Source organism: Armatimonadota bacterium (assembly GCA_029907255.1).
In the GTDB taxonomy this organism is placed as follows: domain Bacteria; phylum Armatimonadota; class UBA5829; order DTJY01; family DTJY01; genus JAIMAU01.
In genome coordinates, this window is the sequence record JARYMF010000001.1 from 180,516 (window position 1) to 204,379 (window position 23,864).

At 46.9% G+C, this 23,864-nt stretch carries 20 protein-coding genes; 6 read left to right on the plus strand and 14 right to left on the minus strand.

Features of this window, described 5'->3' with window-relative positions; genetic code table 11:
- Positions 1–79 precede the first annotated feature (79 nt).
- The 6 genes from rimI (at position 80) to QHH26_00725 (ending at position 4,718) form a co-directional block, all read left to right on the plus strand.
- Entirely contained in the window at positions 80–616 is a 537-nt protein-coding gene (rimI, locus tag QHH26_00700; GenBank protein ID MDH7480475.1) for a ribosomal protein S18-alanine N-acetyltransferase, read from the plus strand.
- Positions 610–1,623, plus strand: coding sequence for a tRNA (adenosine(37)-N6)-threonylcarbamoyltransferase complex transferase subunit TsaD (gene tsaD, locus QHH26_00705; GenBank protein MDH7480476.1), 1,014 nt, complete (start codon positions 610–612; stop codon positions 1,621–1,623). Before rimI ends, tsaD begins: the two co-directional genes overlap by 7 nt.
- Complete coding sequence (gene nfi / locus QHH26_00710; GenBank protein ID MDH7480477.1) at positions 1,610–2,299, plus strand: deoxyribonuclease V; 690 nt, start codon at positions 1,610–1,612, stop codon at positions 2,297–2,299. Before tsaD ends, nfi begins: the two co-directional genes overlap by 14 nt.
- Positions 2,300–2,346: 47 nt before the next feature.
- On the plus strand, positions 2,347–3,357 hold the full coding sequence (locus QHH26_00715; GenBank protein ID MDH7480478.1) for a potassium channel protein: 1,011 nt from the start codon (positions 2,347–2,349) through the stop codon (positions 3,355–3,357).
- Between the two features lie 169 nt (positions 3,358–3,526).
- On the plus strand, positions 3,527–3,664 hold the full coding sequence (locus QHH26_00720) for a DUF5679 domain-containing protein (GenBank protein ID MDH7480479.1): 138 nt from the start codon (positions 3,527–3,529) through the stop codon (positions 3,662–3,664).
- A gap of 115 nt (positions 3,665–3,779) precedes the next feature.
- Entirely contained in the window at positions 3,780–4,718 is a 939-nt protein-coding gene (locus QHH26_00725; protein MDH7480480.1) for an NAD-dependent epimerase/dehydratase family protein, read from the plus strand.
- Between the two features lie 123 nt (positions 4,719–4,841).
- Here QHH26_00725 and QHH26_00730 read toward each other — a convergent pair whose 3' ends face one another.
- From QHH26_00730 to QHH26_00795, 14 genes are all read right to left on the minus strand, one after another.
- Positions 4,842–5,594, minus strand: coding sequence for a PEP-CTERM sorting domain-containing protein (locus QHH26_00730; protein MDH7480481.1), 753 nt, complete (start codon positions 5,592–5,594; stop codon positions 4,842–4,844).
- A gap of 402 nt (positions 5,595–5,996) precedes the next feature.
- Positions 5,997–6,758 (minus strand): ribonuclease H-like domain-containing protein, encoded by a 762-nt coding sequence (locus QHH26_00735; GenBank protein MDH7480482.1) that lies wholly within the window; start codon positions 6,756–6,758, stop codon positions 5,997–5,999.
- An 85-nt stretch (positions 6,759–6,843) separates the two neighbouring features.
- Positions 6,844–8,214 (minus strand): FADH(2)-oxidizing methylenetetrahydrofolate--tRNA-(uracil(54)-C(5))-methyltransferase TrmFO, encoded by a 1,371-nt coding sequence (gene trmFO / locus QHH26_00740; protein ID MDH7480483.1) that lies wholly within the window; start codon positions 8,212–8,214, stop codon positions 6,844–6,846.
- 54 nt (positions 8,215–8,268) lie between these two features.
- Positions 8,269–9,282, minus strand: a complete 1,014-nt coding sequence (locus tag QHH26_00745; GenBank protein ID MDH7480484.1) for a Gfo/Idh/MocA family oxidoreductase — start codon at positions 9,280–9,282, stop codon at positions 8,269–8,271.
- Positions 9,283–9,386: 104 nt separating this feature from the next.
- Positions 9,387–11,777, minus strand: a complete 2,391-nt coding sequence (gene topA, locus QHH26_00750) for a type I DNA topoisomerase (GenBank protein MDH7480485.1) — start codon at positions 11,775–11,777, stop codon at positions 9,387–9,389.
- Between the two features lie 416 nt (positions 11,778–12,193).
- Positions 12,194–13,270 (minus strand): DNA-processing protein DprA, encoded by a 1,077-nt coding sequence (gene dprA, locus QHH26_00755; protein MDH7480486.1) that lies wholly within the window; start codon positions 13,268–13,270, stop codon positions 12,194–12,196.
- 112 nt (positions 13,271–13,382) lie between these two features.
- Positions 13,383–15,758 (minus strand): alpha-L-rhamnosidase C-terminal domain-containing protein, encoded by a 2,376-nt coding sequence (locus QHH26_00760; protein ID MDH7480487.1) that lies wholly within the window; start codon positions 15,756–15,758, stop codon positions 13,383–13,385.
- Positions 15,759–15,780: 22 nt separating this feature from the next.
- On the minus strand, positions 15,781–17,496 hold the full coding sequence (locus tag QHH26_00765; GenBank protein ID MDH7480488.1) for a hypothetical protein: 1,716 nt from the start codon (positions 17,494–17,496) through the stop codon (positions 15,781–15,783).
- A gap of 38 nt (positions 17,497–17,534) precedes the next feature.
- Positions 17,535–18,644 (minus strand): DegT/DnrJ/EryC1/StrS family aminotransferase, encoded by a 1,110-nt coding sequence (locus QHH26_00770; GenBank protein MDH7480489.1) that lies wholly within the window; start codon positions 18,642–18,644, stop codon positions 17,535–17,537.
- Positions 18,645–18,678: 34 nt separating this feature from the next.
- Complete coding sequence (locus tag QHH26_00775; protein ID MDH7480490.1) at positions 18,679–19,629, minus strand: ketose-bisphosphate aldolase; 951 nt, start codon at positions 19,627–19,629, stop codon at positions 18,679–18,681.
- A gap of 209 nt (positions 19,630–19,838) precedes the next feature.
- Positions 19,839–20,822, minus strand: a complete 984-nt coding sequence (locus QHH26_00780; protein MDH7480491.1) for a PfkB family carbohydrate kinase — start codon at positions 20,820–20,822, stop codon at positions 19,839–19,841.
- A 78-nt stretch (positions 20,823–20,900) separates the two neighbouring features.
- Positions 20,901–21,455, minus strand: a complete 555-nt coding sequence (gene raiA, locus QHH26_00785) for a ribosome-associated translation inhibitor RaiA (protein MDH7480492.1) — start codon at positions 21,453–21,455, stop codon at positions 20,901–20,903.
- Positions 21,456–21,569: 114 nt separating this feature from the next.
- Positions 21,570–23,393: a hypothetical protein gene (locus QHH26_00790; protein ID MDH7480493.1), complete on the minus strand. Its 1,824-nt coding sequence runs from the start codon at positions 23,391–23,393 to the stop codon at positions 21,570–21,572.
- 49 nt (positions 23,394–23,442) lie between these two features.
- Positions 23,443–23,859 carry a secondary thiamine-phosphate synthase enzyme YjbQ gene (locus tag QHH26_00795; protein ID MDH7480494.1) on the minus strand — a complete coding sequence of 139 codons (417 nt, stop codon included), beginning with the start codon at positions 23,857–23,859 and terminating at the stop codon, positions 23,443–23,445.
- Between the last annotated feature and the right edge of the window lie 5 nt (positions 23,860–23,864).

A 23,864-nucleotide genomic window follows, 5' to 3' on the forward strand; every position in this document is an offset into this window, starting at 1 on the left:
GGTTCAGGGGGTATGTTTTCTTCGGATTATGTTTGACACTCCAAAAATATTTATGTTAGACTGCCGTGGAGATAACACTATGATTGCGAAGAAATCCGCCGATAAGCAAATCCAAATTACAATTGAGCAGATGAAGCCCGAAGACATAGAGGCAGTAGCAGAGCTAGATACTAAATGCTTTCCTACGCCTTGGTCTGTCAGCGCCTATTCAACCGAAGTTCACAACCCCAACGCCTACTACATTGTAGCTAGACACAACAGTAAGATAGTGGGATATGCGGGAATGTGGTTGGTGATGGAGGAGGCTCACATAACTACTATAGGTGTTGATCCTGATTTTAGAGGCATGAAGATAGGCGAGCGCATGCTGGTAAATTTACTCGATGAGGCGATACACCGTGGCGCTAGGCGGGCAACATTGGAAGTTCGCGAGCACAATTTAATAGCCCAGAATCTTTATCGCAAGTATGGTTTCTACGTTGCAGCGATTCGCCGAGGTTACTACACCGACAATAATGAAAACGCACTAGTTATGTGGATTGATGATTTGTGGGATGAAAATTTTCTTCGCAATCTGCGCATCAACAGGGAGAAACTAAGAGAAGCCGAATGGTAATACTTGGTATTGAGACTAGCTGTGACGAAACAGCGGCATCTGTTGTTCGCGATGGACGGGAGATACTCTCCGACATAATAGCTTCTCAGGTCGACCTGCATGCAAAGTTTGGTGGAGTAGTGCCAGAGATTGCCTCTCGCAAGCACCTCGAGCTATTAAATCCAGTAATAAAAGAAGCGCTTGATACTGCACATGTCTGCTTCTCAGATTTAAACGCGGTCGCTGTAACAAACCGCCCAGGACTTCTTGGGGCGCTTCTAATTGGCGTATCTGCCGCAAAGGCTGTTTCCGCCGCTATGGAAATTCCACTGATGGGCGTTCACCATCTCGAAGGACATATTTATGCAAATTTCCTGGTCAATCCCGAGTTAGAGTTTCCGTTCGTGTGCCTAGTAGTGTCTGGCGGACATTCTGATTTAGTGCTGGTCAAGGGGCACGGAGACTACAAAATGCTGGGGCGAACACGGGATGACGCCGCTGGAGAAGCATTCGATAAGTCAGCTCGGGTTCTAGGTTTGGGGTATCCAGGCGGTCCAGTCATTGATAGATTGGCAAAAGAAGGCAATCCGGAGGCTATTCACTTCCCGCGTGCCAAGCTTGAGGGAACGCTTGATTTCAGCTTTAGCGGCTTGAAGACCGCGGTCATTCGGTTCTTTAGGGAACATGGCTCAGATTTTCGGATAGAAGATATAGCTGCTAGCTTTCAAGCGGCAGTAGTAGACATGCTTGTTGAGAACACAATGAAAGCCGCTGAACTTACTGGCGTCCGGCATATAGCGCTCGCAGGCGGAGTAGCGGCGAACTCTGGTCTTCAGAGGAGGATGCGCGAAGAGGCAGCAAAACGGGGAATTGGGCTAACGTATCCTCCTCCTAGATTGTGCACCGACAACGCTGCTATGATTGCATGTGCAGGTTATTACCATCTGCTGAGAGGCGAAATTGATGGTTTAGATTTGGATACCATCGCCAGCGAGCCGCTTGTTAAGGAGGAGTATGAAGTTCATTGAACTTCACAAATGGGAAGTTTCGGTTGCAGAAGCAGCTGAAATTCAGCGCACCCTCAAAAGCCGAGTGTCGTTGGAGGATGGGTTTCGCGACCTAAACTTAATTGCTGGTGTGGATATGAGTATTTCAAAGGCGAGCCACCAGGGCCATGCTGCTGTGGTTGTCCTTTCTTTTCCAGATTTAAACTTGGTTGAAGTCCGTCAGGCTACTCGCATACTGCAGTTTCCTTATGTTCCTGGTTTTCTCTCCTTTCGAGAAAGTCCGGTAATTCTTCAGGCGTTTTTAGCAATTGAGCACATTCCCGATGTGGTTATAGTGGATGGTCATGGAATCGCTCATCCACGGGGGTTCGGAATAGCTTCTCATCTTGGTGTTTTGCTTGACATACCAACCATTGGTTGCGCGAAGTCTCACCTTTATGGGGTGTATGAGGAACCAGGACCTGAGCGAGGTTCCAGCACGCCCTTGTTTGATTTGGATGGCAGACGGATTGGAAACGTTGTCCGCACGCGCACCAGCGTAAAGCCGGTATTCGTTTCACCAGGACATAAGATTAGCTTTGATTCTGCAGTAAAGATTGTTTTGGATTGTGCGCCTAGGCATAGGCTTCCAGAACCCATTCGGGTGGCTCACAGGTTTGCAGCTGAAAAAGCAGGAGTTAGTACGCTCGCCGTGTAATTAATCCAAAATACATATTAGTGCAATTATGTTTTTGGAAATATCCTATGGACCCAATTAGACAGCTTAAGTTCGCTGTTTTGGTCGTGTTTGCCCTTATTGCTCTGGGTACGTTTGGCTACTCGTATATAGAGAACATGCCGCTGTTGGATGCTCTTTACATGACCGTGATAACCATTACAACCGTTGGTTATCGTGAAGTGCATCCCCTCTCGCAAGATGGGAAAATTTTTACCATTGTCTTAATTCTTGCCGGCGTTTCAACTCTTTTCACAGTAGTGTTTTGGACGATAAGCAATGCAATAGAGTTTGCTGCAACTGAAAGAATGCAACATCTTTTCTGGAGGAGAAGGATGCAAAAATCGATTAACTCCGTAAAGGATCACTATATAGTTTGTGGATATGGGCGGATGGGTCAAGCCATTGCGTCTGAGTTTCGACGGCGAAATATACCATTTGTGGTTGTTGAAAATAACCCAGAGCAGTTACCCAAGCTCGTTGCTGAGAGAGCGCTTTTCGTAGAAGGCGACGCCACCGATGAAAAGGTGCTTCTCGCCGCGGGAGTTGAACGGGCTAGAGGACTCATTTCAGTCGCTCCTACCGATGCCGACAATACCTTCATAGTCTTGACGGCAAAGGGATTGAATCCTAACCTATACACCGTTGCTAGGTCTATTAAGGTCGAAGATGAGCCAAAGCTTCGAAGGGCTGGCGCGGATAGGGTTATGTCACCCTATATCCTAGGAGGAAAGAGAATGGCTTGGGCCGCTCTTCGGCCAACGGTAGTGGATTTTCTGGAAAACGCTTTATATAGCGAGGAATACGAGCTTGAGATAAGCGAAGTTACTGTTTCGGCTGATTCTGAGTTTGTTGGCAAGACTTTGCGCGAGTCGGGCATCCGCGAGAAATCCGGTGCAAACGTAATAGCACTGAAAACTAAAGAAGGTGCTTTAACCCCAAGTCCGTCTCCAGATGTCGAAATCAGAGAGGGCGATGTCCTTGTTGTCCTTGGTACCCCAAAGCAGCTTGAGGCTTTGCAGAAACTTGCTAAAGCATGAAAAATTGCTTGTGTTTGAAGGATTTTTTCGCTAAGTAGTAGAATATATAAGCTGGAATTGCAAGTTTTTCTGCGCTTGAGGAGCTCTCACGCAAGGGGAGAGCGAATTCTGAGAAGTAGAAAGCAGTCAAATTCAAGCGCCGAGGCCAAAGGCAGAGGAGGTGAGATAAATGGAGGCATACTGCGTCAAGTGCAAAGCAAAGAAAGAAATGAAGAACCCAGTTGCAACGACTATGAAGAATAAGAAGCCGGCGACCAAGGGTACTTGCCCTACCTGCGGCACGACGATGTACAGGATTGGAAAGTAAAACTAGTTACGCACAGCAAGTTTTAGGGGGCGGTGTGCGCGAGAAAACGACGCGCTGCCCCCAGTTTTGTTATGTTTCTCAATAAAGGGTACAACGGAGGAGTTAAACAAACGAGATGAACTGCCTCGTAACGGGTTGCGCAGGATTCATAGGCTCAACGCTTTCAGAGAAGCTTCTCTCACTTGGATGCAACGTTGTCGGAATAGATAGTTTCACCGATTATTATTCAAAAGACATCAAGCTTTTAAACCTCAGCATTGTTCTTAGCCACCCAAGGTTTCGATTCATTGAGGGCGACTTGCTTGCCCTTGATTTAAAGCCCCTTTTATCGGAGGTTGATTGGGTCTTCCACGAAGCCGCCCAGCCGGGTGTGCGCATGAGTTGGGGTGCGAACTTTGACATATATGTGCGCAACAACATTCTTGCTACGCAAAGGTTGCTGGAATCAGCGGTCGGCACGAATATTCGACGCTTGGTTTATGCTTCCTCATCTTCGGTATACGGCAACTCGCCCGAACTTCCACTCAGGGAATCGGCTAAGCCACAGCCTGTATCGCCCTATGGAGTCACAAAACTTGCTGCAGAGAACCTTTGCCACCTTTATTTTGTAAATTACGGTCTTCCCGTGGTCTCCCTCCGCTATTTCACTGTATATGGACCGCGCCAGCGTCCTGATATGGCTTTCCACCGCTTCATAAGGGCAGCAATCAAGGGCGAAGAATTGATTATCTACGGCAACGGCAAGCAGACTCGCGATTTTACTTATGTAAGCGATGTATGCGATGCCAACCTTTTGGCGGCCCAGGCGAAAGAGGTTGAGGGTGAGGTTTTCAACATTGGTGGTGGGTCGCATGTTGACCTAAATAAAGTCGTTGAAGCTATCGGCGAACTTGTTGGGCGCAGCTTGAATGTTCGGCATGTTGAAGACCAATTGGGGGATATGCGGCATACGCTGTCGGATATCTCTGCGGCAAGGAAGAGTTTAGGTTATAGCCCTAAAGTTTCGCTTCATGATGGCCTTGCAAGCCAAGTTAGCTGGATGCTCTCTTTATAATGTAAGAGGGCCATCCTTATTGTTTCTTGGGATGGCCCTCGATTTGGTGTGCTTTTTGATTAGTATCTTTACTAATCTGGCGGCTAAATCGCACACCAGTAACGAGTCATTTATCTAGTGTCTTTACGACATCCTTCTCCGAATCACGAATCCAGCGAGTCCGCTCAATCCGGTAGCCAACGCCAGTAGGCTGCTAGGCTCGGGTATTGGTTGCAAGGGCTTAATTCCATATTCCATTACATAGCCCTCTGATTCCGCATTTGCCGGCGTGCTAGCGGTTAGTCTTATTATAGGTAGAGTAAGCGTGAAGAACTCAACAGTTGTTATTGCCGGAGTGGTTGGAATTGGAATCTGCCACTCTGTGCCGTTTGCTGGCGCACCCGCTACACCGCGGTTATTTATCATCTTGATGTAGTAAATCCAGTCTGTGCCATACTGCTTTCCATTGAATGTGCTAGGTGGCGCGACAGCCGAACCCAATGGATAGAAGCGCAATCTAATAGTATTGAACTGAGCAGGAGCATCTCTCAATCCAAACACTCGAACATCCCAAGTCTTGGTAAGCGACAAATCATTGGTAGCAAACGGAGCCTTGATATCCTTCATCATTGCCTCAGTTCTGCCTGGGATTATGGTGGTAAGCCAAGCCGCATACGTCATGCCATACGGGTCAGGGAGGAACTGAGCCGCGCCATCCTGGCTGTCATAGCCGTCCAAAGACGTCGGGTACATACCCAATTGAGTGGAGCTCATGTATTCACCTGTGCCGAAGTCGGCGGTGATTTTAAACCGCCAGTTGTTTTCGGCTGCCTGTGCGGTTACGGATATAGCGAACACCATCAGGACAGCCACAGAGAGAATCAGAACCTTCTTCATTTTTCTTTACTCCTTTCAGAAAATTTCGCGGCTTTGTTGATTGCAGCTGGCCGCCATTCAGCTCCAATCACATCTTCCGCGGATTTTAAATCCCGTTCTTTGAGAGTGAGAGCTATTAACCTGCTTTAGAGATTTCTCTCTCTTTCATCAGTGGCGTGCTTTGCTCTTCACTCCAATAGAGGTACCTGCAATTATCATGCCAATCGAACTTTGGATTTTAATTTTTTTGCTCTTGCCATCGATTGGATGGTTTTGCAAGTCCCACCTTACCCCTTACGGGGTTCAATGGGGGATAATGCAAGAAGAATGCCAAATAAGCTGGGATAAAGCTCTGATAGGTAAAATAACAGGGTTGTTTTGATAATTTTGAGTCGCTAGGGGGTTGTAAATAACTTTCCAGCCTTATAACCCGATATGGGGCAGGAGTTCTGCCATCGCTATCAAATCGAGGGCATTGTGGCGAAAGATGATCTCGATGGGCTCGGCATTTCCGGTGCGCACAAATGCATGGTAAAGCTCAGGGATGATTTCGCTGGGAATATCACCAAATCTCCTACGACCGCAAATATTCTCTTCCAAGGTCTTAAGTTGGCAGTTTGGAAGTATTCGACGCCACTTTCGCCGCGCATGATGCAGGAGGTCGAGGTGCTCGACGTCAAACTTTGCCTCTAGCTTGTGGTATAGCATGCGGTCGCGTATATATGGAATATCATAGGCTTTGCCGTTAAACGTTGCTAGCATTTTATGTTTAGCGATAGTGTCGGCGGCATGGGCGAGGATGCTTTTTTCTTCGGCATAGTTTCTTGCGAAGAACTGTTCTATTTTCAATTCGCCGTCACACACTCGCATAATTCCTATTAAAAAAAGAGGACGACTAGCTATGCCGCAGGTTTCGATGTCCAGGAACAGTGCCTCCTCAGGTGTATAGCCTAAAGTAGTGAGTACGGTCAGTCTACTAATAAGCTCCTCTTGGGGCAGGATGCCGAAATCACTAGCCGAGCGTTCGACTATGTACAATTCGCCATACTCATGTACATGAACGCGGCCAGGGATGACGCTTTCAAGTGTCGTTGCTAAAGGAGTGATGTGGTATTCCAGGTTTTCTGTTTCATTGCGCTCTAGATTAAATTTCGATAGCTTGCGTCGCAAATCAGGCGAAAGCATTATTTGCCACCAACAAAATGGAAGTCAAGGCTAATTAAAATTAACTGTCCTTTATGCGAAAAGGAATAGCGTTGATAATTCGATTCTAACAAACATGTTGTTGCAGCACAAGGGCCATCTTTCGAATTGACTCAATTGCAACCTCGACTTGGCGGCGTTGACGCTCTCGCTTGTTTCGAATTGGCGGCTCCGGTTTTGGAAGAATGCCAAAGTTTGCGTTCATTGGCTGAAAATTAGTTATCGCGGGTGAAGAGATATAGTTTGCTAGTGAGCCAATCATGCTCTCGCGGGGAAAGGTAAGAAGTTCCTCGCCTTTTAGGAGTCGCGATGCATTAATACCAGCAACCAACCCCATTGCTGCCGATTCCACATAGCCTTCGACGCCTGTAATTTGCCCGGCAAAAAACACGTTTAACGCAGATTGAGTATTCTTTGCCTGAGGCTGGTGGGTAGTTTTTTGGGGATCGAACTTCATGGTGGGTTGCAAGAGGCGTGGCGAGTCTATATAAGTATTTCGGTGCATTACGCCAAACCGAACAAATTCTGCATGTTCAAGGCACGGAATCATGCGGAAAACCCGTTCTTGCGCTCCCCACTTTAGCCGGGTCTGGAAGCCCACAAGGCCATAAAGTGTGCCTTCTATGTTCTCTTGCCGAAGTTGAACAACAGCAAAGGGGCGCTTGCCTGTTCTGGGGTCTATTAGACCTACTGGTTTCAACGGTCCAAAGAGGAGCGTTTGTTTTCCCCTTGATGCCAGTTCCTCAATAGGCATACAGCCTTCAAAAAGCTTCAAGGGTTCAAATTCAGCAAGGGGTACCCGCTCAGCGGATACCAAAGCTTCCCAAAAGGCATTGTATTCTTCTTCAGTCATCGGACAATTAAGATAAGCTGCTTCTCCTTTGCCGTATCGCGAAGCGCGGAAAGCTTTGTCATAGTTAATGGAATCTGCGGTGACAGTGGGGGCGACTGCGTCATAAAAATAGAGGTGCTCTCGCCCAGTGAGCTTACTGATTTCCCGAGCTAGGGCATCAGATGTCAGAGGTCCTGAAGCAATGATTATTGTGCCTTCTCGGGGAATTTTGGTAATCTCTTTTCGAATTAAAGTAACATTTGATAAAGATAACACGCGCTCGGTAACACACTCGGCAAACTTCTCACGGTCAACTGCTAGAGCTTCCCCAGCTGGAACGCGATTATCGTCCGCGCAGGCAATGACAACTGAATTTAGGATGCGCATCTCCTCCTTCAGGAGCCCAGAGGCTGTTGTGAGGAGGTTTGATTTAAGGGAGTTACTACATACAAGCTCGGCAAGGAGACCGGTCTTATGCGCGGGTGTTTGCTTTTTGGGGCGCATTTCATATAGACAAACTTTTATGCCGCGTTGTGCTGCCTGCCAAGCGGCTTCTGCTCCTGCTAGTCCCCCTCCGATTATTGTCAATTCACCATTATTAGGCATATGCTTGATAATTCTTAGAAATTTGATAAAGGCCTCAGTGCTTTTCAGATTAAATCATATCTCTATGCCAAATAACCCTTCGTCGCCTGCGCGCTGTGTCAAAAGTGCTACATAGCTAGCCCGGAGCACATCCTCTGTTGAAAGCCCTTCAGTTTTTCCATGTAAGACCTCTTCTGCGAAGGACCTAAGATATCCACCTGGGTTGTCTTTTGCAGGTGGGAGCATCTCGGGTTCTTTATTCCCATCTTTCGCAAGCATTATTGATTTAGCAGCGCTGGATGTTTCAATTATGCCTTCGCGCCCAAAGAAAGTCATTCGCCAATAAAAGTCGAGTGTGTAGCCTAGCGAATTCGGCATGAAATATGAAACATCGCCGATTACTCCTCCGTCATTGGACAACTTGAGCATAAACTGTCCGGCATCGCGGAAATGTGGCGTCTGAGTTGCGAAGGCGTTCCAACTTCTGGCGGCAACAATTTGTGACCACTCGAGCCCGGTTGCCCAGGGAATCAGGTCAAAGGCGTGTATTCCAATGTCGTTGATAGTCCCGCCGTGTTTTCCCTCTTCAAAGTACCAGGCTGGTCGTGTGCCGAACAGTAGCGGATGCTGGCCATAAACAATAACGCCATGAACTTCGCCAATTGCGCCCGTATGGATAAGTTCGTGAGCGCGGATGAATTGCCCTTTATCACGCAAGTCGAGCATGCAACCTACTTTGAGTTGCTTTTCGATGGAGAGCATGTTGATTTTGTCGAGCTCATCAAAGCTTGTGCAGATTGGCTTGTCGGAAATAACATGTTTACCACTTTCAAGTGCTCTGATGATTATGCTCCCCCGTTTTCCGTAATAGTCGCCGACTGCTACTGCATCACATTCAACTTCGTCAAGCATTTTGTCGAGGTTATCATGGGTAATCCGCGCCCTCATGCTTTCGTTGAGTTGTTTTCTCGTTTCGTCGTCTTCCTCGCATGCCGCAACTACTTCGAAGTCGGCGGACGCATTGGCGCGCGAGTAAAGGTCAAAAATATGAGAATGGCGGAATCCTATAAACGCAATTCGTATTGCCATATTTTCCTCCGATTTTAAAATAATTCCAAAAATAAATAGCCGGCTTGGGCATGCTTCAAAAGCATTCTACCCCAAACCGGCTTGTTTGTCATCAGCAGGAGCTTTTAAACTTGAGAGACAATTACCTCTTCTTTAGGTTCTTCCGTTACGGATTCCTTATAATCACATTCTTCTGCTATACATTCAATGCTTCGAGGATTACCGTTCCATTGTTTTTCAACCAACATCGAACCACACTTTGGGCATTTGCGACCAATCGGCTTATCCCATGATACAAAAGTGCATTCGGGATACCGATTGCAGCCATAAAATGTTTTTCCCCTTCGAGTTTGTTTCTCTACGATTTCGCCTGTGCATCCTTCGACTGGGCATGCGACTCCAACAGGTTGTGGAATGTTTTCAATGTATTTGCATTTTGGATATCCAGAACAGCCAAGGAACTTTCCATACTTGCTTGTGCGCTTTACAAGCGGTTTTCCACACTGCGGACAATTTTGGTCTGTGACTTCCTCACCACCATTGCCGTTCGTGTTGTTCTCTGCGTGGGAAGTGTATGTGCACTTTGGATAATTACTGCATCTGTATTTTCCACTTCCAGCGCTGGCTTCAACAATTGTTCCACCACATCCTGGAACTGGGCATGGTTCGCCGATTCCTTTAGAAACGACTGTTTTGCATGTAGGGTAGCCTGAGCATCCCAAGAACAATCGTCCAAATTTGCTTTCCCAAATAAATAGCGGAAGTCCGCAATTCGGACATTTTTCATTTGTTTCCTTTGGGAAAATCTTCACTTTTTCCATGTTTTTTTCTGCGTTTTCCAATGCGCTTTTGAACGGGTTCCAGAACTCATTTAGTACGTCGACCCAGTTGAGCTCGCCCTCTTCGATTTCATCAAGTTTCGATTCGACACCAGCGGTAAACTCCACGTCAATGATATCTGGGAAGTGTTTTACTAAAAGGTCATTTACGACGAATCCTAACTCAGTCGGCACAAACTTCCTGTCCTCTAGTAGAACATATTTCCTTTCCTGAATTGTCGAAATGATTGTCGCATATGTGCTTGGGCGGCCAATTCCTTTTTCCTCAAGCGCTTTTACGAGCGTTGCTTCAGTGTACCTCGGCGGCGGCTCGGTGAAATGTTGTTTTGGAATCATCTTGACTAGGCGCAAGGTTTCGTCTTTCGCTAGTCTTGGCAGAATTTGGTCTTCTTCCTCATCTTTTCCGTTGTCCTTGCCTTCGGTATAAAGTATGGTGAAACCTGGGAATTTTACTGTTGAGCCGTTTGCTCTAAACAAATAGTCCTTTGCCGAAATATCGACAGTAGTGATTTTTAGCACGGCAGATTCCATTTGGCTTGCCAAGAAACGCTGCCAGATAAGTTGATAAAGGCGAAATTGGTCTGCGGTCAAATACTTTTTTACATCTTCGGGCCGTCGTGAGACAAGGGTAGGGCGTATAGCCTCATGTGCGTCTTGGGCCGTTTTCTTTGATTTGTATTGTCTTGCGTCTGCAGGCAGATACTCCTTGCCAAACTCCGACTCTATAAAACTACGTGCCTGGGCTATTGCCTCAGATGCAACTCGGGTGGAGTCTGTTCGCATGTATGTAATTAAGCCGACGGAGCCTTCCGGCCCAAGCTCTATACCTTCGTAGAGTTCTTGGGCTATAAGCATTGTCTTTTTGCTAGAAAAACCAAGCTTACGCGATGCATCTTGTTGGAGTGTGCTTGTGATAAACGGCGGTGAAGGATTCCGTTTCTGCTCACGTTCCTTGACGCTAACAACTATGTATTTTGCGCCTTCAAGGTCACTGAGGACCTGTTTTGCCTCAGATTCATTCTTTAGTTTGATCTTCTCGCCATTTTTTTCGACAAGCTTTGCTGAAAATTGCTTTTCATCGTTAAGCTTTGTGAGTAATGCAGTTAGAGACCAGTATTCCTCTGGGACGAATGCCTGAATTTCGCGCTCTCGGTCACATATGAGGCGCACAGCGACTGATTGTACTCGGCCGGCGCTTAGGTGTCTCTTTACCTTGTGCCAAAGGAGTGGACTTAGCTTATATCCAACAAGCCTATCTAGAACTCTGCGTGCTTGCTGGGCATCTACAAGGCGCTCGTTTACCTCCTGAGGATGAGCTAGTGCATCACGGACGGCGTTGCGAGTGATTTCGTTGAAGGCAATGCGCTTGGCATTTTTAAGGTCAAGGACCTGAACAAGGTGCCATGCGATTGCCTCGCCCTCACGGTCAGGGTCAGTGGCTAGATAAACTTGCCCCGCTCTTTTTGCTTGCTCCTTTAGATGAGCAAGAACTTTCTTCCGTTCCGGAATTATAACGTACTTGGGTTTGAACCCATGCTCGATGTCTACTCCGAGTTCCTTCTCAGGAAGGTCGCGGACGTGGCCCATCGAAGCTTCGACGTTAAACTCATCCTCAAGGAAGTTCTTTAAAGTTTTAGTTTTTGCTGGTGATTCAACAATGATAAGTGCTTTTGACATCTTATTTTAAAACCTGCCAATTAGGCGAAAAATTTCTAATTGGTCTAACCAAGCGATAATACTTCCCTATGTTGGCACTTAATTATAGCCAAAATTTTTTGTTATCAAACGAGGCGGTTAATTGAGTTGCAAACGCTGGATTTTAGTTTGCGCGTTTGCTTATTCCCACCCCCAGTGATATTACTTTGCTGACACGATTATCGGGAGCGGTGGTCAGTAACTTAAGACCAGATTTCGCTCCCGAAAGTTCCAAATATTATTCCCTGCTACTTACGAGAAAAGAATTATAATGTCGCTAATCTGTTGTGTCAATTCCTATATAGATATTCGGTTTCGACCTCGCATTGCTTAAAGCAAAACATTTAATCATAAATATGATTGTTGTGCAACGATGAGCGTTGGCTCAGTAATCGAAATTAGACCGCTCTAACATATGCGTTTCCTGGCACTCGACGAATAAGGCCAAGCATTTCCAGAATAGTAAGGGCGCTATTAGCAGTAGCTGCCGTTAGCTTACATTCTCCGATAATCTCATCAACATGTTTTGGATGAAGATTGAGAACTTGGAGAATAGCCTTCTGTTCGGTTGTTAGGTTGCTAGGTATGCCTTGCCGGTCTCGCCCTGTGCTTTCGGCTTCAATTCCAAGGTCTTCTAAAACGTCTTCAGCATGCTCGATGAGCTTTGCTCCTTCTTTGATAAGTTTATGGGTTCCTTGGCTTGTGGCGCTGTCTGTAGGTCCAGGTACAGCCCAGACATCACGACCCTGGTCAGCCGCAAGCGTTGCGGTAATCATAGCGCCTCCCTCAACGCCGCTTTCAATAACTACTACTCCAAGCGCTAGACCACTAACAAGGCGGTTGCGTACAGGGAACCGCCAAGACTCTGGTTGGGTGCCGGGTGCAAATTCCGAGATTATGGCTCCGTTTTCGCTAATTTTCTTCATTAGACCTCGGTTTTCGTAAGGGTAGGGCACGTCAATTCCACTTCCAAGAACAGCAATTGTTCTGCCAGCTTGGATTGCTGCAGTGTGTGCAATTGTGTCTATCCCTCGCGCTAAGCCACTTACAACCGTTAATCCCCTGCGTGCGAGGTCGCGGCTGAGTTTTGTTGCCATCGAATGGCCATATTCTGTGGGGCGGCGGGTTCCGACGACCGCTATTGCAAACCTGTCTTCCTCACGTAATTCGCCAAGAACAAATAGAACGGGCGGCGGATCGAATATTTGCCTGAGGTTCGCTGGGTAGTTTTCATCCCAATAGGTGATAATCTTGCCGCCAACCTTTTCTAGGCTGGCAAGTTCTTTGTCTACCGGTTCCACAGCTACTTGTTGTATGCGCTCGACAGTCCTAGGGTGAATATCGCCAACATGCATGAGTTCTTTAGCACTAGCGTGGAACAATTCATCGGGACCGCCGAAATGTTCTACAAGGGCAAGAGCTTTCTTTGGATTTTCTATTTTTGCCAAACGTATCCAATTTTCTATGGACATCATAACTCCCTTATGGCTGTTTACTCGGCAGAGTCTAGCAGAATCGGCGCAGGTGGTCAAGGTTTGTTGGCAAAGAGTATTACCATTGCATTCGGAAGAATGATTTTAAGCGGCACTAAATCTCCTGCTTCCCAGGTTTGAGATCCAAAGTCATGCCGCTATATGTAAGCGTTCCAAATGTGTCCTCTGGCAATTCAATTGAGCCATAAAGTTTGTTGTCTTTTATTGTGAGGTCAACCGAAATAAAGCCCTTTGGATGAGGTAATTTGCCCTTTGCCCAGGTAAGTGGCCAAATTTGTGGCTCAATCCTTACTTTCCTAAAGCCTGATTCCGCAGGACGAATTCCAAGCACCGAAGCGAAATAATGATATATTGGGTGAGCACCCCAGGCGTGGCAGTCAGAACGGCTTGGCTCAGGATGCTCAAAAGTTGTTTTAAAACCTAGACGTTTTAAGTCGAACCATAGGCTCATGCGTTCAAAAAATCGGTCCATGCGGCGAATAAGACGGTAAGTCTCGAACAAATAATGAGTGAAGTATATCGTTGTGCGCTCGAGATCGGGGTCGTGAAGTAGCCCATGGATAACACTATTGCGTTTTGATTCGTCAATATTTCCCGATAGAAGAGCCAAGCATTGGGTGTGCTCACTAAACCGAGTTTTTGCCAAATTATCTGCAAAAATTCCTCGGTCTTGGTGCCAGAATGCCTCTTCGGCAGATTTCCTAACCTGATATGCAAGTTTTTGATTTCGCTTGGCAAGCTCTGTTTCACCAAGCATTTCTTCGAGTTCTGCCGCAAGGCCGAGAATGAGAATGAATTGCCAATTTATAACGCCGCTCACGCCTTTGTCGCCATCGGGAGGTATTCCATTTCCCCAGCTAGGCACCCAGTCCATGAAGTTCCATCCATTCGGTGCCTCCAAAAGGTTGTCATTGTTTACCCAGCGTCTAAAAGCATCGAGCACCGCACGGACACCTGGCATGCGGTCGCGGACAAATTCAATGTCATCCCGCCACATGGCATAGTCATGGACCATGCCAATCCACCACAGAGAGAATGGCGGTATAATTTGCATTATGCGGCTTGGATAACGGGATTGAGTAATTCCTGAAATTTTTCGTGATTGATCAAATTGCAAAATTGCCTTTCTTGGAAGGCGGTCATCCCGTGTAAATGTGTATGTGGCTAGGACTTGAAGACGGACATCGCCAACATACTGAAGTTGTTCATAGTAGGGGCAATCCATATATGTTTCATGTGAGCACATTTCGAGTGCTCGTCGGGCAATGGGGACAACTTCTTCTAGGCGTGGGTCGGCAGATGCAAACTCCATTTGCATTTCATAGGGGTAATGGGTTTCGCGGATGCCTAATTTCTCGATAGTCAATGGTTCATCTGCTGTGGAAACAAGCACTTCGAGATATCTGCCGGCTTCCCACCAAAGCGTTGAAAACTCGCGTTTCGAGCCGCCGTCTGGTTCGAATATGTCGCCGACGCCGATGAAATACTTGTTTTCCACGACATCTCGGTTCCCTTTTGGTCCGCCTTCGGGCTTTTCATAAAGTGCTTCTGCCCATAGGATTCGAACTTTTGAACCTTTGCCGCCTGTGGTGACCAAGACAGGGTATGCGCAGTAGTAATTGCCAAGGTCAATAATTATGCGCCGCATACTATTTGGGGCAATTGTGAGCGTCATTTTTCCTTCTAGAAGCCGATTCCATCCTTCTGCTTCATGCACAAGGTGTTTATCCGCCTTCACTTGAATTGGGCGCGTATCTTCAGTGGCAACTGCTTCGATATGGCGCACAACTCCCACCGTTATATACTCTTCGAGCATTGCTGGAAGCATAGCAGGTCGAAGCATCCAAATGGGTGGAAATTCATTTGCCGTTGAGGCGTTCGCTGCTTCGCCAACGACCTCAGCTTGGGTCCAGTCATCTCCTTCACCCTTTTCAAAGCCCCATGGGAAGTCTGAGCCGACGATATTTAACTTTGCACCAGTGCCCCATGCCATGCCGGGATTAATAAACTTGTGTCCACCAAGCCTTTTGCATTCCCAACGTGCTAAGCCTGTGTTTATAAGTTTCTCATCCACACCTTCAGCGGCGAGCAGAAAACCAGGCCGAACTGTGTGCTGGGCATATGGGGAAGGTCCATTTGGACCAAGCCACCACGTTTTGGCAACAACCATGTGTTTGCCAGCTGGGATATCAAGATCATAGGTTTCATAGAACCAATTTTCGCGGTCACCGCGCTGTGGTCCACGCCCAATATGCCTGCCATCAAGGAATAGCTCATATCTTTCGTCGGCGCTCACATGAATGCGAAGTTTTGTCCTTTTTGTTAAATTGAACTCTTTGCGAAAAGCGGTGACGGATGGTTCTGTGCCTCGTACTGCTGGGTGGCTTATCCACTTGGCGGGCCAATCGCCACGCCTCATCCAGTGTGCGCTGTTGTTTTCAAAGGGTTCTTTTTCTAGAATGACTTGCATAAACTACTCCTAATCGAAGTTATTATTCAAATTTAATTTCAACCCTTGTTTCGCCTGGGGGGACAGCAATCATTAGCCAGCTAGATTGTTTATCCAGCTTGATAGTGCGATAAGGAAGAGAGATACTAGGTGGAGCTCCGAAATATCTTAGTTTTACAATACATCCCAACTCGGAAGGCGTTTGAATGGTAAATGTTTCCTTGCCGTCTGTTTTCCTGATGTCTTTGATCTGGCTGTCGTTGCGGTCTATCCACCATTTCGCAAGTGCATCGGGTGTAGAATGCACCGGCGTGATTCCCCATTCTTTAATCAATGAGAGCAGCCTGTCGATTGCATTGCGACAAGTTTTTTGCTGGGAAATATATACGGGATGATAAAAGAAGTTCATTGTAGAGCCATAGTGGATGGCAAGTTTTAGTGCTCGTTCAAGCGTTGGAAAGTCGGTGCCGCCAGCGGTGTATCCAACTTCATAGGCAGTAATTGGGAGCTCAACTACACCAGTTCGTCGGTTGCCATAGGCATGATTGGCATATATATTGAAAGGAAACGCCGTGCCGAACGCAAAGCCAATAGTGTTTGTTGGGTTGAGTACATCAAGTCGCCTATGAACGAATGAGTTGTCGCCTCGTATGCCTGCTTCGCTTAACCAAAGAGCTGGTTCATGGTAACTTGTCCATCGGCACCAGTGGCAGTTTGATGTAAAAGGCTGTCTGTTAAAATGCTTAATGAAGGCTTTTGTTTGTGTTAGAACGTCCTCACGAGAAAATCCAGTTGGGTGAGCGAAGCCATTAATGAAGTCAAAGTGAGGAGCAAGCTCGGTGCCCAATTCGTCGAGGCGACGAATTTCGCCAGGATTCAAGCCGTATTTTCCGTCGAGGAGCATACAATTGATATGATATGGAAGTTTCCGACTTGCCATAAACTCGGCAGCTGGAATTTGAACGCCGGTACTACCTTCATCATCCCCACCATAAAATAACAAAACATCGGGGATTTTATCGTTAACGGGCGGAAGACGGTGGATAAGAGGAATGCCTGATAACCCTACAAAACGCTCAAGGAGAATCATCAGTTCATCTGTATATGGGATTTCTGGTTCATAATCTCCAGTAACCAATGCATCTCCGGTGCGAAGATATCCATCACCGTCGTAATCCGAATCCACCGGTCTCCCTTGTTGAATCACCCAGAACGTTTTTGCAAGGTCAAATCCAAAATAAAAAGCCCAACCATCTCCGTATTTTTGGCTTGTTATGACGGCGTGATTTTGGGTGGTGGCAATCACAGTGGAGCTCTCAGCATTGACTAGACGAATTGCACCAGCAAGAAGAAGGGGCTTTCCGACATATATTGGAAAGCGAATTTCTTTATGTATGCCTTTGGTTAAGTGAAGTTCACCAGTTATTGAGAATTCGTCGTTCGACTGTGGAATTTGCCTAATGAATCTGTTTCCGCATATGCCATCCAGCCCACTGGTTCCACATGCAAAAAGTGTCCCGCCATTGCGAACCCACGCATCAAGATTAGAAGCTAGGCTGCTAGCATCAATGTTGCCTATGAAAAGTGTGCTGAAGTCATGGAGTTTTGTTGGAAGGTCGGCAGCATGGACTTTTTCGGCAGTTAGTCCTATGCGATCTAGTATCTCTTCGATATAGGCCCACCAGTAGGTTTTGCCTTCACCGTTTGTTTTCTCCCATTGTGCCTCGTCAATAACATAAGCGGCTTTTAGGAGGTCCATTCTGCCTTTCTCCAAGTCATTGGCGCAGGAGTGATTGCTTAGCCTTGTAGTTTCTCGATTACAGTATGTAACTTTTCAGCCGAGGCTTTGGCAGTGTCCTCAGGTACTAGGGTGTAGGCTAAAACCATTCGTGGTATAACCTTTTCTGCAATTGGGCAGAGGCCATCTGGGTACTCGACCTTTTCCTTCACGCTACCACAGTGAAACGCATGGGCAAGGCGGTCTTTTATTACTGGATGTTTATATGCTGGCATCCCTGTATAACCCAAATTTATTCCGCATTTTGACTCCTCAATTGCCTTGCGGAATTCTTCCAGGCTGAGGCCATACTCTTCGCCCCTAAAATTAGCTGCCCAGAAATGGTATGTGGACTCGGCGTTCGGTGCGCATTGTGGCGAAAGCCATTTGCAATCAGCGATAGCTTGGTCGAAGTACTTTGCGTTTGCCTTTAGACCTTCTATGAGTTTGGGGAGTTTCTCTAACTGCGCAATTCCAACAGCAGATGTCAGCTCATTCATTCGATAGTTATAATGCAAGCCGTATGCGACCGAATAAAACGTTGGCGCGCCGGCGTGGAGATCAAGCTTCTTGGCTAGCTCCTCATTGTTTGTTGTTGCCATTCCGCCATCGCCAAGCGACATCTGCTTGCTTGCTTGGAAGCTGAATGAGCCTATATCTCCAAGTGTTCCCGTGTACCGGCCTTTGTATTTTGCTAGAATAGCGTGGGCAATGTCTTCAATCACAAGAAGATTATGCCGGCGCGCAATTTCCATGATTGGGTCCATGTCCGCTGGGAGGCCCCAGGCATGTGTCACAATAACAGCTCTTGTTCGCTCGTTGATTGCCTCTTCCAGCTTCGATGGATCGAGAGTATGTCTGTCCGGGTCTATGTCAACAAATTTGGGGATTGCGTTGTTATAAAGACTAGCTAGCGCCCCAAATATAAACACAGGGTCACAGATTACTTCGGTTCCTGCTCCTGCATCTGCACATATGACCGACGCGTGTAGCACACTCATGGCGCAGTTCATTGCTACGCCAAACTTCGCGCCAATCATCGCGGCGAATTCGGCTTCAAAGCGCGTGGTAAAAGGCCCATTCAGCGCTCCAAGCTGTCCTGAGCGAATAACCTCGCCCAGGAGTTCCATTTCCCTCTCCCCGTAATCTCTCTGAGCCATGAGTTTACTTTTTCAAAGCTTCGCGTACGGCTTCCAGCTGGCCAGCAGAGCCCAGAAGCTCGTTTCGGCTAGCTATGAATTTGGCGTACTCTTCCATGAAAATCTTGCCAATTGGGCGAAAGTCGAAGACCTCAGGATGGTCGCGGAAGAACTCCCGGTGCACCCTTGTCCATACCAGTCGGCCGTCAGTGTCAATGTTAATCTTACATACGCCTAGCTTGGCTGCTGGTAAATATTGGCTTGGGTCTACGCCTTTTGCTCCTTTTAACGCTCCACCAGCTGCGTTGATTCGCTCTACTTCTTCCTGAGGTACAGAGGATGAACCATGTAAAACCAATGGGAAGCCGGGAACTAGCTTCTGTATTGCTTCGATGACCTCGAAGTGGAGCCTTTGGGTGCCCGAGAACTTAAAGGCTCCATGGCTTGTGCCAATTGCGCATGCTAGGCTATCGCAGCCAGTCCGCTCGATAAATTCGGCTGCTTGCTTCGGGTCGGTTAAATGGGCTTTCGCTTCGTCAACACTGATGTCTTCTTCTACTCCACCCAATTGGCCGAGCTCAGCCTCAACGCTGATGCCCTTTGCGTGGGCTGCTTCTACAACTCGCTTGGTGACAGCTACATTATCTTCGAATGGTAGGTGGCTTGCATCAATCATTACCGAAGAGTAGAAGCCAGATTCTATGCAATCATAGCATGTCTCTTCATCGCCGTGATCAAGATGAACTGCAAAAATTGCCTCAGGGAAGATTTCGTTTGCTGCACGAATCATGGCTTCAAGCAAGAGCTTGTGGGTGTATGACCTTGCGCCCTTCGAAATTTGAATAATGAACGGGGCTTTGGAGTTTATGTTGCCCCTAAAAAGGCCCATCGTCTGCTCAGCGTTGTTGATGTTGTAGGCGCCAAGGGCATACTTGCCATATGCGTGTTGGAAAAGTTCTTTTGTTGTGACAATCATAATTTACCTTAACTCCTTATAGCTTAGTTTTACTCAGAGCTTCTTAAGTTCGTTTGCTCTGAGTTGGAAGCGGATAATTAGTTCCTAAATAGTTTAGCGGATATATCCGATTTTTGGCAAGTATTGTTCTCGTTATGAAGAAATTACTTTTGCAAAAGTGTTCTGCCAGATGCAATTAGACTATCAAATATAGGTCTATGGCAACCTTCTTATAAACAATATTGTTTAATGATTGCTTCGACCTCAGCGCGAGTGGGGAGCGCAGTTATTGCTCCGTGTTTGGTCGTTGTTATTCCGGCTACAGCATTTGCAAACTTAAATATTTTATGGATTTCATCTTTTTCAAGACTAGCTATCTCGTTTGGATTTGTGGTTAACGCCAAGAGACAAGATAGCATTCCAGCAACGAAACCGTCACCAGCGCCCGTGGTGTCAACTACTTTGACCTTTAAAGCAGCCTCATATCCTTCAAGTCGCGTGGTTCTGAAATAGCAACCTTCAGCGCCAAGGGTAATCGCTAGGAGGGCAATGTTCGGATAACTGCTAATTAATTCTTTTGCCCCTTCGGATACGTCGGACTTGTTGGTCAAAAATGCTAATTCTTCTTCGCTTACTTTAACTACATGTGGATAAATCATTGCCGCTAGCATTTGCTTCTTGGCTTGGTCTAGACTTGGCCAAAGGGGTTTTCTTAGGTTGGGGTCGTATGAGATTAAAAGGTTGCTTTCAACTGAGCATTTTATTGCTGCTTCGGTTGCAGATTTGCACGGTTCGGATATGAGAGTTATGGAGCCGAAATGGAAAGCCTTGGCGGATTTGATGAATTGCATGTCAAGCTCATCTTGTCTAAGCAGCATATCGGCGCTGGGGTTGCGGTAGAACATGAACTCTGGGACGCCTTCTGCGCTTAGAGCAACGAAAGCAAGGCCAGTAAGCGCTGTCTTATCAAAAATCAGTCGGCTAGTATCAACGCCATTCTCTCGGAATGTTTTTTCAAGGAAGTGGCCAAAAGGGTCATCGCCAACTTTGCCTACGAATGCACTGGGATTGCCTAGCTTTGAAAGCCCTGCAGCTACATTGGCGGGGGCGCCACCGGGTGCCTTTTTGAAGGCTGTGACTTCCATTAGTGGCACTCCGCTCTCAAGCGGAATGAAATCTATTAATGCTTCGCCAAGGCAGACAACGTCAGGCATGATAGGGATGAAGCGGTAAATTTGTTTTCTTTAATAAAAAGCTCTTTATCGCTAAGCTTCTACCTAATTTCTTACATGTCAAACTTCAGGTTCAATTAAACCATAGTGTCCGTCTTTTCGCTTATACAAGACGTTGATTGCATTTGTATCGGCGTTGAGAAACACGAAGAAATCATGGTTTAATAGCTCCATTTGTAGCGCGGCTTCCTCGGGAAGCATTGGTTTGAGCGCGAACTTCTTCGTTCGCACAATCTCTGGCGCCTCTTCTTCCTCTTCTTCCAGGATTTCTTCCTCTTCTTCCTCTTCAGCAACTGGCTTGATTATTTCCTTTGGGGGTTCTTCATGCACACGGTCGTAAAGCTTGCCTTTGAATCGCTTGATTTGCTTCTCTAGTTTTTCAACAACTTGGTCTATTGATGCGTACATGTTGTCTGAGCGCTCTTCGCCTCGGAGAACTATGCCATCACCCTCGAGCATAACCTCGACGATGTGCCAGTTGCGTTGCACGCTTTGTGTGACGATTGCTTCTTTAATTTCGCTGAAATATTTGCCAAGCTTTTCTATCTTTTTTTCCGCATACCTCTGCAGGGCGTCCGTCACTTCCATGTTTTTCCCTTTGACGGTTACTCGCATCTGCTTGTGAACTCCTTTCAACAGACATGCAGGTTGGTTTGACTCTGGGCGTAAAGTACGCCGCCTGCCAAAAGCATCGTAGCGCGTCAACTGTAACATACGCCATAAGGTTTGTCAATGGCGTGCAGACCTTACTATCCATATCGCGCTGTGGGGGCGAAGTACTATTACATTTGTCCTGCGCTTTTCTTTTGGAAACACGAGCGCATTGCTCACTTCCGAATAGTGAACAGGAATATGTCCATGATTGACCGCTATATCAATTTCATACCCATTACCAATTAATAATCCTGTTTCAACATTCATATGTCTAGGTAGTCGCGAAATTCGCAGTTCGCTGATTCTTGATACTATCTGCTTTTCAAGTTTGCTCAGGCATGAGTTGTCTTTCAATTGCACCCGGATGACTTTTGTTCCCTTTTTCTCTGCCTGACTAATTGCTTTCTCAAAATCTTTTGAGTAAGGAGCATTTGGAACAACAAGAAAACGGTATTGCCCAATTTCCCTTGCACTTGTGAAAACCCAATCTACCGTAATATCGTTCTTAATAAAGAGATTGTGTAACTTTACAAGCCAGCGGTCGAGGGAGAGTTCGTCATCGTTGGAGAGTGCGTATGCTTCATAAGGCATCACAATAGCTGCTTTGGCAGGAGCTGGCTTAGCAGCGTATATGTAAGGGGCGACTTCCTGGAATATTGCGTTGGCTTCGGCTGCCTCAGCACACGTCTTTTCTTGCCAGAGTGGGGCATCCTTTTCTCTGCGGCCAATGCTGGCTATACCTGCACGATCATCTCGTTCATTATATCCATAGTGAAGGGGCAGCAGACAGCGAAGCGATGCTATTCCCAGCATTTCCGCTTGTCCCCACGGGCGGTGAAATTCGACAGGACGTGCACTCCAGGCTTTGTATCCTGAGTCGAGATAATACTCAATAGCGCCAATTCGTCCCGCAGCTGCTGATTTTATTAAGTCTGCATCTGCAAGTAGATATTCGATGCCATCGTCGCCGTCGTGTTCGCTGCATACTATATCAAAGTCCCTCCAAAGCTCTGGACGGATTGCTCTTCTACCGATGCCTCCTTGGTTGACGCCGCTTTTGCTTCCCTCTAGCAAGCCATGTTGGCGAAAGCAGACCATTGCATAAAGTCCTGGAAACTTTGCTTTTAATCCCCGAGCAACTGCACGCCAGCCGTTCGAGAGATATTCTGCTCGGAAATCGTTCCATAGCACTAGGGCTTCTTGTTTGTTTGTTTCAGACGGCATGGGTGGCTTGGAAACGAGGACTTTGCCAATGCGGTTCTTTTGGTATTCGACAAACTGCTCCGCAGTATCTGGTGAATAATCTATCCAATGGCCATCATAGTCTGCCATGCCGGTTTCATATATAACTAGCATCACTGGATGATGTTTGCCATCCGGTCCTAGGATTCGAGGAAAGGCGGGATGGTTAATGTATCGCGAAAGCACTTGGGATTGGTATTCGACCATAGCATCAATGAACGATTGGTCGCAGAACCGCACCTGAGCGCCAATAGCGAATCCCGTGGGTGGGCCTCCTGTTTCAGTTATTGGGAGCTTGACACGCGAGAAAAATGGGCCGCCGGCGTGGAAGCAAGCATTCCATTGATCTGGCATGACATAAATACCCAGGCTTTTTGCTTTTTCGTAATAATGGTCCCATACCTCACTCAAAGACAGATGGGTATAATCGGTGAATGCGATTGTCCAACCCCTTGCCTTTATGTCCTCTAGGTCGCGGTCCATTAGGTAGTATTCATCTGGAAAATTGTAATATCGTTCGTAATACATGGTGGCAATGAAAGGCTTCCCATTTTGAAGCATTCCAATGAATTTTTTGGGCTTTTGGATATCGTTGTTCCCTGATGCAAGTGAGGACATCATAATACAAAGTACACCAAAAAGAAGCGCTATGCGCACCGCTGGCTCCCCTTTGAAGTGTTTTGTCTGTAAACTGACATTTGGTTCTCTATTCTCCATATACCGTCACAAAAATTGTGCGGCGACGGGGCTTGATATCGCATTCGAGAAAGAATATCTGTTGCCAAGCTCCGAGGACCAGCTTTCCATCCGCAATTGGTACAGTTAGCGAAGGTCCGAGAATCGTAGCTTGAAGATGCGAGTGGCCGTTTCCATCGTGCCAGGTTTTTTCATGGGCGTAATCGCGGCTCGGCGGGATCAGCCTGTTGAGAATTGCTGGCAAATCTTTGGTAAGCCCTGGTTCAAACTCAATCGTGCCGACAGCTCCAGTGCTCCCAATATTAAAAACATTGACGATGCCCTTGATTACTCCTGATTCGCGGACAATTGCTGCAATTTGGCTTGTGATATCATGCATTTCGTGGCTTTCACGAGTGTTGATGTTTATCTCAGATTGATAAACCATTCTTC

Bases quoted from the DNA above. Each gene is read 5' to 3' on its own strand.
- rimI (MDH7480475.1), top strand. From the start codon at position 80: ATGATTGCGAAGAAATCCGCCGATAAGCAAATCCAAATTACAATTGAG.
- tsaD (MDH7480476.1), top strand. From the start codon at position 610: ATGGTAATACTTGGTATTGAGACTAGCTGTGACGAAACAGCGGCATCT.
- nfi (MDH7480477.1), top strand. From the start codon at position 1,610: ATGAAGTTCATTGAACTTCACAAATGGGAAGTTTCGGTTGCAGAAGCA.
- QHH26_00715 (MDH7480478.1), top strand. From the start codon at position 2,347: ATGGACCCAATTAGACAGCTTAAGTTCGCTGTTTTGGTCGTGTTTGCC.
- QHH26_00720 (MDH7480479.1), top strand. From the start codon at position 3,527: ATGGAGGCATACTGCGTCAAGTGCAAAGCAAAGAAAGAAATGAAGAAC.
- QHH26_00725 (MDH7480480.1), top strand. From the start codon at position 3,780: ATGAACTGCCTCGTAACGGGTTGCGCAGGATTCATAGGCTCAACGCTT.
- QHH26_00730 (MDH7480481.1), bottom strand. From the start codon at position 5,594: ATGAAGAAGGTTCTGATTCTCTCTGTGGCTGTCCTGATGGTGTTCGCT.
- QHH26_00735 (MDH7480482.1), bottom strand. From the start codon at position 6,758: ATGCTTTCGCCTGATTTGCGACGCAAGCTATCGAAATTTAATCTAGAG.
- trmFO (MDH7480483.1), bottom strand. From the start codon at position 8,214: ATGCCTAATAATGGTGAATTGACAATAATCGGAGGGGGACTAGCAGGA.
- QHH26_00745 (MDH7480484.1), bottom strand. From the start codon at position 9,282: ATGGCAATACGAATTGCGTTTATAGGATTCCGCCATTCTCATATTTTT.
- topA (MDH7480485.1), bottom strand. From the start codon at position 11,777: ATGTCAAAAGCACTTATCATTGTTGAATCACCAGCAAAAACTAAAACT.
- dprA (MDH7480486.1), bottom strand. From the start codon at position 13,270: ATGATGTCCATAGAAAATTGGATACGTTTGGCAAAAATAGAAAATCCA.
- QHH26_00760 (MDH7480487.1), bottom strand. From the start codon at position 15,758: ATGCAAGTCATTCTAGAAAAAGAACCCTTTGAAAACAACAGCGCACAC.
- QHH26_00765 (MDH7480488.1), bottom strand. From the start codon at position 17,496: ATGGACCTCCTAAAAGCCGCTTATGTTATTGACGAGGCACAATGGGAG.
- QHH26_00770 (MDH7480489.1), bottom strand. From the start codon at position 18,644: ATGGAACTCCTGGGCGAGGTTATTCGCTCAGGACAGCTTGGAGCGCTG.
- QHH26_00775 (MDH7480490.1), bottom strand. From the start codon at position 19,629: ATGATTGTCACAACAAAAGAACTTTTCCAACACGCATATGGCAAGTAT.
- QHH26_00780 (MDH7480491.1), bottom strand. From the start codon at position 20,822: ATGCCTGACGTTGTCTGCCTTGGCGAAGCATTAATAGATTTCATTCCG.
- raiA (MDH7480492.1), bottom strand. From the start codon at position 21,455: ATGCGAGTAACCGTCAAAGGGAAAAACATGGAAGTGACGGACGCCCTG.
- QHH26_00795 (MDH7480494.1), bottom strand. From the start codon at position 23,859: ATGGTTTATCAATCTGAGATAAACATCAACACTCGTGAAAGCCACGAA.